Here is a 14,026-nt window from a genome sequence, read left to right as displayed (position 1 = left end):
ATTTTGAACAACTATCAATTGCTTATAACGTTGCTATAATCAGTGTGATAACCTTTACATTTGCATTTAATTCTTTGAGGGAAGGAGTAAGTTGTATGCATGTACTCAAGGTACTATCACACTTTTTTATTTGGTCTACCTTTTTATTCAGCCTTATTATTTTTTCTTTGATTACAACGACAACTATTACTTCAGCTGCTGACTCAACTGATGTCCAGCAAGCTATTGACACTGCTCCCACAGGTCTAGATATCCATAAGTTCTTCACAACTTATGCGCCCGATAAGAGACCAGTAAGTGATGATCCGTTTATAGCCAACGATGCTCGGAAAGTTACAGATCAAGTTCTAGATCTCGCCGATGGTTCTGGAAAATATGGCGCTGTTTGGTCAAATTTAGATTCTGGAAACTTTATTGATATCAACAAAGATCAAACCGTCTCCGCTTGGCTATATTTTGGGGCTGCCGTTGATGATCCTCTTTTGAACGGCGAAGGTATGGCATTAGTTCTTCAAAACGATCCTCGTGGACCCAAAGCTATGGGTGCTGGTTATCAGGGTCTCGGAGTTTATGGTTATGACAAGGCTACCACCGCGCATTATTATGGTGGATTTGAGGATTCCGCTACCACATTCGATACTGCCTATATTGCAAGTACCTCTGTAAAAAATAGCATGGCCTTGGAATTTGATAGTCAAAAAAATGACGTAACATCAGAAAAAGATGAACCTCCAATACAGGTCAACTTCATCCCTGGACAAATAGTTCCAGCTAAACCTGGAACTATTTTCTACACACTCAATGGTTATGATACTAAGTATACTGGAAGTGAAAATAAGATTCCTGCCAATTATCCAACGGACTCTAAATTTGGAGCTGGTGGTAGTTATGGACACATTGCAGTTACTTATCCCGGTTTAGCAAGCAGCTACGCTTTAATGCCATTAGGAAGTGCTAACCAGTCTGATTCTGCTTGGAAAGGATTCAAAACAGCGGCTTCCATTATTCATTCGGGGGCCAAAGATGCACAACTTGTTGATGCCGGAACATATCAGAATCCTATTTACTGGCACCACGTTACTTTCACTTGGAAACATGCTCGCGACGGTAAATCTGCACAAATTCAATATGCCTTTAATGACAAATATCTAGACGGAACAACTAACCAAGACACTAGTAGCCTTGGGGGATATCCTCGAGTTGATCAAACCGTCGATGTCGATCCAAGTGTTTTCGGTAATATTAAAGATAATAAGCTTTATTGGGGCTTCACTGGAGCAAACGGAAAGTCCTCCAAAGTCTACAGTAAATTAGTCGTGTTTGAATCAATCCCTGCCCTAGTTCACGCTGAGGCAAAAACTTCTATCACCGATAACACTTTGGGAAAAGTCATTACTGATGATTCAACAGATAAAACTGTTGCCCATGGCGATAAATTGACCATTGATTACAATCTTGATTATGATACTGAAAATAGTCGTACTGATTGGAATAAGATTGCAGCTAAGATTGACCTACCAACAAATATCAACTATACGTCTGACACGAACGGAAATATCGCTACGATCAATTACAAGAATAGTTTGAATGACAACACTAAAACTGAATACGTCAGCGGTTCTAATCTAAGCGCCCAACAATTAAAATTTGCCCTAGCTGAGAATCTTGGTAAAGTTAGTAATACCGCTTATACGAGTGCCGATATCATAATTAACGGTGTCGCCGATAACACGACTGACCACGACATTGACGTCCCTGAAGAACCAGCTAATTTCTCAGGTGAAAATCAAATTTCAACAACTAGTACACCGAAATTCACTGTTACTTATCAAAAAAATTGGTTACTGACCTTCAAAGATCCTGATCCAATTGACATTGTTTATAACGATGCCGACGAGAAATTAAATTTGCCAACACAATTAAGTTACGACAAGAATCATCATTTTAAAGAAGACGACCCTATCCGTTATGACATCAGTGTTGGTGGTAAAACTTATACTGCAAGCACTCAAGCCAATTCGACTGATACTTCCGCAACAGGGACCATCCCTCTAAAAAGTATTATTGGTGATGATTTTTGGGACATCTTTAAAGAAAAAACCACCCAAAAAGTCACCGTCACTGCCACGGACAAAGACGACATAAAATCAAACACCGTTACGTACACGATCAATGTGCTCCAAGACAGATACTTAAATGTGCAAGCATCAGAATATTTAAATTTTCAAGATGTTAATTATTTCTCTAGCGATAAGATATTAAAACGGAAAAGTGATTATTCCATTAGCGTTACAAGTTTACGTAACGCTTGGACCTTGTCCGTCTCCACTTCAAAAATAAAAAAAGGTAACGTCGATTTTAACGGCGTCCTAATCTATAAAAGGAAAGATGGCACCACTTATGACCTTACTTCCGACGAAGTCCCTATTGCTACAAACAATGTTGTCAGTAATCAATTAGTTACCACAACCATTTCAAAAGATTGGACCAACAATACCGGTCCCCTATTAAAACAAACCGGCCCAAGTGAAGCTGGTAAATATAATGGGACTGTTAAATGGGACGTCATTAACAGTATTAAATAAGTGTTTGACAAAAAATAATCCTAGGTGTAACTTATTCACCAATCAAATAATTAAAATCTATTTAATCTAATTAGACGTTGAAGAGAAGAGTAGATTGATTTAGTAGTTTATCAGTGACCGCCAACTAGTGAAAAGACGGAACGAAAGATTAATTGAAGATGAGCTTGGAGTCTATATCCCAGTGCGAGCTAGGAATACGCAAGGATGCGATATCATCCCGGACATGACAGTGTCGTTGAGGTATTTTGTGTAAGCAAGATATAAATTAGGGTGGTACCACGAGTAATCGTCCCTACAGTGCAGGTAAATTCTGTATTGTAGGGACGATTATTTTTTTTACTCTCTCTCAACGACTTCGTCGTTGTAGAGAGAGTTATGGGAACGTCCCAGACGTTCGCATTCCTTTATTTCTTCGCAACGTAGTCGTTCTTTATGGAATCTTAGTGACTCTGTCGCTTAGATTCCATTAGGCAAGTGTCCAAAGGACACTTACCATCCATGCCCTAATCCCAATCTCATCAACCAACTACCACAAAAAAGATTAAACAGACTCAGGAGGATTTAATATGACAGTAAAAACAGCAAGTAAAATCGGATTCCAACATGTAGGAAGCTTTCTCAGACCAGACGTACTCAAACAAGCTCGTAAAGATTATTTCAATAACCAAATCACTCAAAAAGAACTGACAACCGTTGAAAATGAATCCATCAAAGATCTCGTTAACAAAGAAGTAAATGCCGGACTAGATTACGCTACTGACGGTGAATTTCGTCGCTCTTATTGGCATTTAGACTTCTTCTGGGGCTTTGAAGGTATCAGTCATATTCATTACGGAGAAGGCTATCATTTTGCACATGAAGAAACTCGTGATGATACAGCTATCCTATCCGGTCATATCAAATTCAATCCTGAAACTCACCCATTCATTAAGGATTTCGAATTTCTCAAATCATTAACTGACGATCTAAGTATCGAGCCTAAACAGACTATTCCGGCCCCTTCACAACTCTATATCGAATTAATTCGTGGTACTAACGATGAAAAAATCAAAGAATTCTATCCCAACATCAACGACTTATATTTAGACATCGAAAAGTCCTATCATGACGCCATCTTAGCTTTTTACGATAAAGGTGCCCGTGTCATCCAACTCGATGACTGTTCATGGGGATTATTCCTAGATGAAAGTTTTTTAAATACCCCTGACGGTAAAGCCTACGCCAATTCTGGTATTCAAGATATTTTACTTAACTTGAACAATAAAGCCATTGAGAACCTTCCTGAGGACTTAACAATCAATACCCACGTTTGCCGCGGCAATTATCATTCTGACTTTGCCTTTTCTGGTGGTTACGCTCCTGTCGCCGATACCTTATTTGCTAAAGAGAACGTTGATACCTACTTCTTGGAATATGACTCTAAACGCGCTGGTAATTTCGAACCACTAGCAAAAGTTTCTGGTGATAAAAAAGTTGTTTTAGGATTGATCACTACTAAATCTGGTGAACTCGAAGACCGCCAAGAAGTCATTAATCGTATCAGAGAAGCTAGCCAATATTTGCCACTTGATCGACTCTGGCTATCAACTCAATGTGGCTTTGCTTCAACTGAAGAAGGCAACGTTTTAACCGAACAACAAGAATGGGCCAAATTAAAATTGGTTAAATCCATTCAAGACGAAGTTTGGGGTTAATAATTATTGATAGCGCTTTCAACAAGAACTATAATATAAGTAAGAAATAAAGTTTATCTGTGTTGGAGGTGCTGATTATGATGAAAATTTTAGCAGACTTATTCAACAGGATTGTAGACTACACACTTCACTTTGATTGGTGGTAAACCGGCTTACAAATCTGTAAGAATAATGTAAGTAGATCAAATGTAAAAAAATGACTAAAGCCTTTAGTATATTTCTCAGGAGGTAACGCAAATGAGAAGTTTTCTAAGGGTTTTTCTTTTAGGCATTGTTATTTTAGGATTAGGATATTTAGGTGCATGTTTCTACACCAAAGACAGCACCAGTCAAGTTTCACAGGCATTCAATAACTACAACATCTTGGTCAAACGTGAACCTAGATATGTCAAAATTGATAACAAAGATGCCAAGGATAAAGATGGCTACGGCAATTACACGTACAACTTGAAGAGTTACGACAAAGATGGCAAAGAACATCCCATCGAATTCATGGGTATGGGCAAATTAAAACAAGGCCACTACCTAAAACTTGATACAAAAGGCAGTTACGTCTATTCATATAAAGAAGTCTTCAAAAAAGACATGCCTAGCGATGTCTACACTAAATTGAATTTATAAAAATCAAAATAGCGCCTACCTAGTATTCCATTGATACACACAACAGATGTACAAGAGAATACTAGATAGGCGCTATTATTTTTATTTAAGAATTAGAATTTCCATTTGATTATTTTGATTATATAGAGCTAAAAATTTTCTAAACACTGCAATTTCCCTCGATAATATTAGAGCCAGGAATCTAGTCACTCCAGACTGAATAAATATTGCGCTATTTGGAAGCCTTTTTGAACAAGATAATCGAAGTACTCTTCAGTCCGGAGCAAAAATTGGGAATGCGTTCAGCTATGAAATCATTGTTACCGGCTTTGCCGGTTACAATGAGGCCGACTTTGGAAATCAATTATTTTGCACGAAGTGTAAAATAATTAGTTTCAAATCGTGCCCATAGCGTTCCAACAGCATTCCCAATTTTTGTGGAGGACGACATCCATCTTCAATTTGACCTTAACAAATTTGATAACTAAAATGGATAAGTTACTACTTTTCTTTTAGGGGCTCAAATTATGTCAAAACAAATCAAAAAATCTCTCTACATCATGGTCTTTGGAACCTTCTTCGGTGTCTTGTGTTCAACCTTGATGAATACCGCTCTCCCAACCTTTATGAGAGTTTTCAACGTTAACTCTTCCACCGTTCAATGGTTGACCAATGGCTATACCTTAGTCAATGCCATCATGATTCCAACTAGTGCCTATTTTATAAAGAAATTTTCTTTTAGACATTTATTCATTGCCTTTTCTTCTATTTTTTTAGTCGGAACTCTACTAGGTGCCGTGGCTAACTCATTTATCCTCGTTATCGTTGGACGAATGATTCAAGCTATCGGTACTGGTATGATGATGCCTTTGGTCAACGTACTAGCCATGCAATATACCGATAGAAGCAAACAAGGGGCGGTTATGGGGATTATTGGCTTAGCCTTTAATTTCTCCCCTATCATTGGACCAACCCTGTCTGGAGTCATTTTAGAGTACTTTGCTTGGCAATACCTGTTCATCTTGATCCTGCCATTCATTATAGCCGTTGTGCTCCTATCAATTTTTCTCTTACCACAAATTGAGACAACCGAGAATCCAAAATTTGACACCGTTAGTCTAATCACAATCAGTTTTGGACTTCTCTTCCTATTAACAGGTTTCTCCAACATCGGCCAATCAAATCTCTTCACCTTCAACGTCCTCGGATATACCGTTATTGGTTTAATTTTGATTGTTATCTTTTCCGTCATGGAAAATAAATCTAGTAAGCCGATTATTAATTTCGAAATTTTTAAGCATTCACAATTTACCTTTGCGACTGTTATCAATATGTTAATCGTCTTAACTATGTATGGTAATACTATTCTTTTACCGCTTATGATTCAGACTATCCTGCATAAAAGCCCCTTAATATCAGGTTTAGCATTACTACCCGGAGCAACTTTGACCGGCTTTATGTCACCTGTCAGTGGAAAATTGTTTGATAAATATCCTATTAAACGAATCGTCGTCACTGGGGTTTTAATCGACTGCTTTGGTACCTTTATGCAAGCCGTTATTGACGTTAATGCTTCTGTTCTAATGTTGACGGTCGGACAAACGATTCGTCAATTAGGATTAGTTCTGATTTTAATTCCAATTCAAACTCACGCTTTAAGTTCGCTACCTAAAAAATATATTTCTGACGGTGTAGCAACCTTTAATACTTTAAGACAAATAGCTGCATCCTTTGGAACTGCAATCATCATTGCCGTCATCACTATGGCTGATAAGATCATGAACGGTAGTACTGTTAACCAAGCCACTGGTATTCAAGCTGGTTTCCTAGCCTGTTTAGGATTTTTAATCGTCGCCTTGATCATGACACACAAATTACATCGTCCTGACTTCGACTAATTACCGATATACAATTTAAAACGGCACCTATCCAAAATCCCTTAGGACTCTGAATAGGTGCTATTATTTTTCGTAAGAATTTCCAATAATTTACTAAATCTGTCTATTAATTTATTGATAATAAATGATTATAATTATTCTATGACAGCTACTAATAGAAAGGTTCCAGGAGGAGACATAAATTTGTTAACTAATATTTTTCTAAATAGTGCACCATTAACCACTAGCCTCTTTTTCATTATGGGAGCCTTCGTTGTATTCCAAATACTTTTTGCTGGAGTTAGGTTAATCTTTAAAGTTTTGAAAAAAAGTATTGATAAATACGTATTACGCTCAATTTTAGGAATCATTTATATCTTGGTTCTGTTACTCATCATGCAAATTACCATCCGTGGTAGAGGTCAATCTTGGATCTATATCAATTTTCAATTAGTTTCCATTATTTTTTACACTATTATTTTGAGCGTTCCATCTAAGTATCATCTTTTTACGCCAATCGTCATCGCGTTTATGTTCTTCAATTCATCCTTCACGAGTTGGGAATCATGGTGTTCAGGAATTGTTTTATTAATATTCTACTATTCACTGAATTACATCAAAAATAACACCAAAAGCAAATTTCCCTTTTTCCTATATTTTACCGTCAGCTTTATTTCCGGCTTTCTTTACTGGTTCTTCATCAAAATTAAATATGCAATCAATACTCCGACATTCTTTCAACAAGTCATTTATCTCGGTATCATCGAACTGTTTACTTTTGGCTATATCGCAATCCTTTATACGGATGTGGAATCCAGAGCTGCACTCTTTCGGGACGCCACTCACGATAAACTGACACACGCTTATAACTACGATGCCTTCGATGTCGATTTTCGTTCACTCTTTAAAGATAATATTCTTTCGGATGGAAAATTTACTATGATGATGTTTGATATTGATCATTTCAAACATATCAACGATACCTATGGCCATTTAGCAGGCGACAAAGTTTTACAAACAATTGTTGATGTCGTTCAAAATGTCCTCGCTGATAATGATGAGAACATTAAGTTATATCGTACCGGTGGTGAAGAATTCAATATCATCTTCCCCCACTATCAAGTTCAAGATACTCAGGTTATCGTTAAGAAAATTTTCGAAGCTGTTAATCACACAGAAGTCGACGTCGGCCAAGAAAGAATTCACATTACTATCTCAGTTGGAGTTTCTGAAATCAGTAAAAAAGATGTTTCCGTTAATGACTTTTATTCTAGAGTCGACAAAGCTTTATATCATTCCAAACGTAATGGTCGTAAAGAAATTACTATTATATAAAAAAAGAGCTAACAGACGATTGTCTGTTAGCTCTTTTTAATCTAATTATTTAGATTCTTTTGCGTCGCGACCTCTTAGGAAGTCAAGAACAGCTTGTGTATGGGCACGTTTTTCTGCACCATTTTTTTGGTTTACAGGACGGCGGTGGCCAGTCATACCTTTATGTGTATTTTGTGACATCTAAAAACCCTCCTTCCCGTTACAATTTAACTTATTTATTAACCCTATTATTGTAAAGGAATTATTGAGATATTTCAACCATTTTTTGCGTTCAATTTCAAGTAAAATCATCAGAAATATTTCACAAATTTAGATTGAAATAGAAAATCTCGACTAAGCAAGCGCATAGCCGAGATTAAACAAGTATCAATTGTTTTCTATTTTATTAATTACTCAGTGACAGCTTCTTTGTCTTTAGAAGTTGCTTCTTCTGTCTCTTCAACTGTGACAGTTTCTTTGCTCTTATTGTGAACACGGAATGCCAAGATAAATCCGAAGACAGCTAAAATCAATGTAAACATGAATCCATAATGAGCACCATTTGTGAAAGCTAATTTAGCTGAATGTCCGCCATTAGCGAAGTAGTTAGCTTGACCTGTACTCAACAGAATTGTGGCAATACCAGTTGCTACGGCACCAATAACTTGTTGGAAAGTATTGATGATGGCAGAACCATCTGCGGATTGATATGCATCCAATGAATTAAGTCCATATGTTTGTGATGGTGACATAGCTAATGGCACACCGATCATTAAAATGATATGGGCTACGATAATATAACCTAAGGAACTATTTGAATTACTGAATAGGAACATCGCTGAACCGACGATAGAAATTAGGAAGCCTAAACGAGACATCATCTTAGCACCAATTTTATCGTAGGCACGACCTGCACCAAATGAAACAACGGCATTGATAACACCACCTGGCAACATTACGACACCAGTTAAAGCTACAGCAACGCCTAAACCATTTTGTAAGTACATTGGCAACAAATACATAGCTGACAATGTAATACCAAAGTTCAACATAACTAGAACGGAACCTGTTAAGAATTCTGGAGTCTTCAAAACTGAGAAATCCAAGGTTGGAGTTTTAGCATGTAACTGTTGTCTGATATAGACAATCAAGAAAATGATACCTACAACTAAAGCAATCAAGGCTGTGGCGATGTTTTTGCTCAAGAAGCTGATACCAAAGACGATCAAACCAAAACTTATAGTTGATAAAGCAATAGCTAACCAATCAACTTTTGGCTTAGTTACTTCAAAAACGTTAGTCAAATTCTTTTCCATAATGAACAAACCGATCAATAGGAAGATGATGAATGACCAGAAAATATATCTCCATGATAATGCGCCCAAGATGATACCTGAAATTGTAGGTCCAATAGCTGGGGCAAACATGATAACTAAGGCAGCCATACCTAAAGCGGCACCTAATTTATCAGGTGGAAAAATTCTCATAGCAATTGAGAACATAAGTGGCAAAATAATTCCGGTAGCGATACCTTGAATCATTCTACCTGCCAAAAGCATTGGGAAGTTCATTGCTAATGCAGAGATTGCTGAACCGACGATAAAGTCTAACAAACCAAATCTAACTAATCCACGTGTTGAAAAATGTTTTGTTAATAAACTTGAAAGTGGTAAAACAATCGCAATTACAAGCATATAACCTGTAACTAGCCACTGTGCAGTTCCTGTTTCGATATTAAAAGCTTTCATGATTGATGGAAGGGCAATATTTAATGAAGTTTCACTAAACATTCCTACAAATCCACCGATTAAGACACCCAATAGTGACAAGATTGGATGTTCGGGTCTTGTATTAATTTTTTGAGACTGACTCATAATTACCTCCAAATTGTTGCAACAGTGGATTAATATACCAGAAAAAAATTTTCTTCGTAAGTGTTTTCTGAAATTTTTTTATATTTTTCATTTAAAATAGGTAAAAATGCGAAAAAATAAGATGCAAATAGACGTTAAAATCTAATTGCATCCCTGATTAATAAAGTTTAAATTCACATTCTAAGTGAATTGAATTCAAGTGTCGACAATACTGTATAATCCTTTTTTTCCAAATTGGTATTTTCATAAATATATTGAGTAATAAAGTCCTTAGATTTTTTTGATGTAAGTCTGTAACCTTTTGTTCCATAAGGAATCACATAAGTTCCAATATTCTTTAATGTGTTATACAAATCATTCAGCTTATTTACATCTTTTAGCTCTACTAAATAATCATATCCAAACTTTTTACTAACACTTATCTTTGAAGAGAAATCTTTTATTGTCATACTTACCATCTCCAGACCAACCAATATTTTTTATTCATATCAATATTATAATCCCTTTCATGGGCAATTATAATATTGATCAAAATAGGGATGTTACTAGGTATCAAAACCTAATAACATCCCTATTTGAGTTAGTTTCTAACGATTGATTGAACGAGCCATACGTACGATTGCATGACGTTCACCACGAATAGCTCTGCTCATTGCAAAGATATTTTCAAATGGTGATTGAATTCCCCAAGCAGCATCTCCGACGTGTTGGATATCAACGCCATCGACTTTATTTCTGATTGCTACGTTTTCGATGTAGCTGCTACCTGAACCTTCTTGACTTGTTCCAATTGTACTCATAACTAGTGCACCTTTGTCATGAGCTAATTTAACAACGGCTTTGAGTTCGTCATCGTCAAATCCTGGAACAGTTCCTACTGCGGGAACTAAAATCACATCAGCTCCGGCTTCTAGAAAGGCTGTTACAGATTCTTCACTGACTACTGGTTCATCAACACCAGCACCGTGCATCTTACCTGCAATAACTAGTCCGTGGAAGTTCTTCTTAGCAACTTTGATGTTGGCAGCAATTTGAGCGTTAGTAACACCAGTTCCTGGATTACCAGTCAAGACAACAAAGTTGAAACCTAATTTTTCTACTTCTTGCAAAGTTTTTTCACTTGCCATACGGCCTTCAGGAATGATCAAACGATCTTCGGCCATCTTAGCGTTAGGATCAACTGGTTCCAAGTTAACACCAATTGGGCGTCCTACTAATTTTTGAAGATGGTGAATACTTTCACCATCATGATGAGCTTTAGCTGTTGCCAAAGTTTCCTCACCAGGATAAAGTCCTAAAATAATAGGATTTAAAACATCTAAACCGTTGAGTAGAATCAAGTCAGCTCCAAATGCAGCTGCAATTTCTGAAGTTGTGATACCGTCCATTGGTTCATGTCCAACAACGTTTTCGCTCAGAACTACTCGGCCTTCACTAGCTTTGATACTTTGCTTTAGTTCAGCTCCGTCCATTGCTAGCATGTCGCTAGTATCTGCACTGATTAATCGTTTCACCATATTGAAAATTTCTCCTTTTAATAAAAGCTAGACTGTTGCATTGGCAGCGCTAGTATCTATACCAGAATCGTTTTCCTTAATACCTGCTGCTGCAGCTTCATCTGCACTTTCTTGAATTCTTTGTTGCTTATTCATTGTAATCATAAATGGCATATAAATTAAGACATCAAGCACAATATTAATAGCTTGAATAAGTGAACCTGTCCAACTATTTGTAGCCAAAAATCCTGAAATAATAGGTGGCATTGTCCAAGGAACAACGGCACCGGTACATAGAGGAACAAAACCTGTTGACATAGCAATATATGTCGTAATGGCATTAACCATTGGTGCAATAATAAATGGAATAATCAAAGTAGTATTCAAAACAACTGGCAAACCAAACATTGTTGGTTCATTGATGTTAAAAATACCAGGTGTGATTGTCAAAGGACCCATGATTTGTGATTGTTTACTTGCCTTGTGCATCATAATTAAAATACCAATACAGAATACAAGCCCGATAGTGGCACCACCACCACCCATATATACAAAGTTATCGATAAATGGTTGAGCAATAATGTGACCATGATGAGCTAAATCCAAGTTACCAGCTTGGAAAAGTACACGGTTAGCATCAGTATTCATTAACCAAATAGGTGAAATAATAGGATTAATAACATTTCCACCATGAATACCAACGAACCAGAATAGACTGTTAAGCATGATGGCAACAAGTGTACCACCTAAAGTATCACCTAATAGACCTAATGGTTTTGATAGGACATGCATTAAAATTTCGTGAATATTTCCTAGTCCTGTCCATGTTAAGAAAGCATAGATAGCACCGAAGATTGTAATAATAAGAGCGCCTGGAATCAAAGCACTGAAACTCTTTGCAACTGCAGGTGGTACTGATTCAGGTAACTTAATTTGGATATCATGATTAATAAACCATTGGAAAATCCAACCTGTAAGTAGACCTAATAGAATAGCAACGAATAATCCTTGACTTCCTAAGAAACCATAAGGCATTCCTTCTAGAGGAACTTTGTCGCCACTCATAATACTTGGTGTTACGACGAAGAATGAAGCAACGGCAATGACACCAGCTGACTTACCATCTGTCTTATATTGTTCAGCATAACTTGCAGCTATACCGAAAGCACTGATAAGTCCGATTAAACCGAATGAACCATTGACGATCTTGGCAAAAATAGCGGAAATTGTTACCCCTTTGATAGCAGTATTAGCTAGCCATGTTGTCCAAGCAGGGATAGGAAAACTGTTAGCAATCATAAATACAGAACCAATAATGATAAGTGGCATCGAAATCGCAATACCATCACGAATCGCAATCAATGGTTTCATTTGTCCCATTTTAACTGCGATTGGCATTAGATGTTTCTCAACAAAGGCTGTAAAACCTCCGCCTTGTTTACTGTTAGCCATAATAATTTGCTCCCTCAGAATTTTTTGCAACCGGTTACAGGAAGAACCATAACATGGTGGTATAGTCCATTCAATAGCATCTTGTTTTTTTAGAAAAAATATTTTTTATACTTTATAAAAATATTAGTACTGACGAATTAATTTTTCTCATAAAAAAAGAAGTATCGCATAACGCCAATACTTCATGCACTCCAACGGCTATTTCAAAGGTTGTTAAAAATTTATCATAACGGTAGGAATTTGTTTTTTTGTATGTAACATTGCAAAAAAATAAGTCGAAATCACCTCTTGATTTCGACTTATTTCTTTAAATTAATACCAAGCTGGTTTGTCACCATCTGTATTAGGTTTATTAACACCAATTGATTCACGCTTAAATTTGTCAGGATCTTGAGAAATATCTACGACAATTTGAGCAATTGATCTTCTTGAAACTTCAGTACCCTTAAAGTCATCACCTTTTTGGGTAACTTCATAATCAACTTCCGGCTTATCAGTCAACCAAGCTGGACGAATAATTGTGTAATCCAAGTCAGAATCTTCAATTACTTTGGCGGCGGCTGCGTAATTTGTAATATAGTCACCTAAAATCTTCTTATTCCAGTCACCGAATTTGCCAGGTACTTCATCATAAATACCTAGTGTTGAAATCCAAACTAAACGTGTCTTATTAGCAGTGTGCATTGCTTCAACAACAGCCTTAGCTTGTTCTGTAATATTATTACCGGCTAAATTAGCATAAACAAGATCGACATCTTTCATTGATTCAACCATATTTTGAACGTCAGTTGAGTCACCCTCGATTGCTTCAGTCAACTTGTCATGTAAATCGACGAAATCATCCAAACGCTCTGCATTTCTAAGATAGAGCTTCAAACTTGTATCCGTCGTATCAACAAAAATATGTTCTGCTAAGTGAGCAATTTTACCGTTAGCACCTAAAATCAAAACTTTAGCCATTTATTTTTCCCCCTGTTTTTAGTTTCCATAATCCAATATAGAGTTCTTTTGAAATTATTACAAAAAATGTTTCTCGCTAAGTCAGAATAATTATGATTTTTTAAAAATATAAATATTATTGAAATAATATCAGCTATAAATGACTTTTAATCAAATATTTCAAGTGCTCTGAAA

At 36.6% G+C, this 14,026-nt stretch carries 11 protein-coding genes; 5 read left to right on the top strand and 6 right to left on the bottom strand.

Going from position 1 to position 14,026, the window contains the following annotated elements; genetic code table 11:
- The first annotated feature begins 95 nt into the window (after positions 1-95).
- The 5 genes from U8526_RS04730 to U8526_RS04710 all read left to right on the top strand — a co-directional run bounded on the left by U8526_RS04730 (position 96) and on the right by U8526_RS04710 (position 8,091).
- The gene (locus U8526_RS04730) at positions 96-2,585 is read left to right on the top strand and encodes a hypothetical protein (RefSeq protein WP_334340814.1); all 2,490 of its coding nucleotides are present in this window, start codon (positions 96-98) and stop codon (positions 2,583-2,585) included.
- A gap of 566 nt (positions 2,586-3,151) precedes the next feature.
- The gene (locus U8526_RS04725; RefSeq protein ID WP_334340813.1) at positions 3,152-4,279 is read left to right on the top strand and encodes a 5-methyltetrahydropteroyltriglutamate--homocysteine S-methyltransferase; all 1,128 of its coding nucleotides are present in this window, start codon (positions 3,152-3,154) and stop codon (positions 4,277-4,279) included.
- Between the two features lie 237 nt (positions 4,280-4,516).
- Entirely contained in the window at positions 4,517-4,900 is a 384-nt protein-coding gene (locus U8526_RS04720) for a YxeA family protein (protein ID WP_334340812.1), read from the top strand.
- A gap of 503 nt (positions 4,901-5,403) precedes the next feature.
- The gene (locus U8526_RS04715) at positions 5,404-6,777 is read left to right on the top strand and encodes a DHA2 family efflux MFS transporter permease subunit (RefSeq protein WP_442886211.1); all 1,374 of its coding nucleotides are present in this window, start codon (positions 5,404-5,406) and stop codon (positions 6,775-6,777) included.
- 183 nt (positions 6,778-6,960) lie between these two features.
- Positions 6,961-8,091 carry a GGDEF domain-containing protein gene (locus tag U8526_RS04710; protein WP_334340810.1) on the top strand — a complete coding sequence of 377 codons (1,131 nt, stop codon included), beginning with the start codon at positions 6,961-6,963 and terminating at the stop codon, positions 8,089-8,091.
- A 45-nt stretch (positions 8,092-8,136) separates the two neighbouring features.
- Here U8526_RS04710 and U8526_RS04705 read toward each other — a convergent pair whose 3' ends face one another.
- The 6 genes from U8526_RS04705 to U8526_RS04680 form a co-directional block, all read right to left on the bottom strand.
- Entirely contained in the window at positions 8,137-8,271 is a 135-nt protein-coding gene (locus U8526_RS04705) for a hypothetical protein (RefSeq protein WP_264372430.1), read from the bottom strand.
- Positions 8,272-8,480: 209 nt separating this feature from the next.
- Positions 8,481-9,944: a DHA2 family efflux MFS transporter permease subunit gene (locus U8526_RS04700; protein WP_334340809.1), complete on the bottom strand. Its 1,464-nt coding sequence runs from the start codon at positions 9,942-9,944 to the stop codon at positions 8,481-8,483.
- A gap of 173 nt (positions 9,945-10,117) precedes the next feature.
- Positions 10,118-10,393, bottom strand: coding sequence for a hypothetical protein (locus U8526_RS04695; protein WP_334340808.1), 276 nt, complete (start codon positions 10,391-10,393; stop codon positions 10,118-10,120).
- Between the two features lie 138 nt (positions 10,394-10,531).
- Complete coding sequence (locus U8526_RS04690; RefSeq protein WP_334340807.1) at positions 10,532-11,461, bottom strand: DUF7916 family protein; 930 nt, start codon at positions 11,459-11,461, stop codon at positions 10,532-10,534.
- A gap of 27 nt (positions 11,462-11,488) precedes the next feature.
- Positions 11,489-12,892, bottom strand: coding sequence for a PTS sugar transporter subunit IIC (locus U8526_RS04685; protein WP_334340806.1), 1,404 nt, complete (start codon positions 12,890-12,892; stop codon positions 11,489-11,491).
- Positions 12,893-13,204: 312 nt separating this feature from the next.
- Positions 13,205-13,852, bottom strand: a complete 648-nt coding sequence (locus tag U8526_RS04680) for an NAD(P)H-binding protein (RefSeq protein ID WP_334340805.1) — start codon at positions 13,850-13,852, stop codon at positions 13,205-13,207.
- Positions 13,853-14,026: the final 174 nt, after the last annotated feature.

The sequence above is a fragment of the Companilactobacillus sp. HBUAS56275 genome (assembly GCF_036913655.1).
Lineage (GTDB): Bacteria > Bacillota > Bacilli > Lactobacillales > Lactobacillaceae > Companilactobacillus > Companilactobacillus pullicola.
Note: the sequence above shows the minus strand (reverse complement) of the source record. Positions and strands in the feature narration are given on the sequence as shown.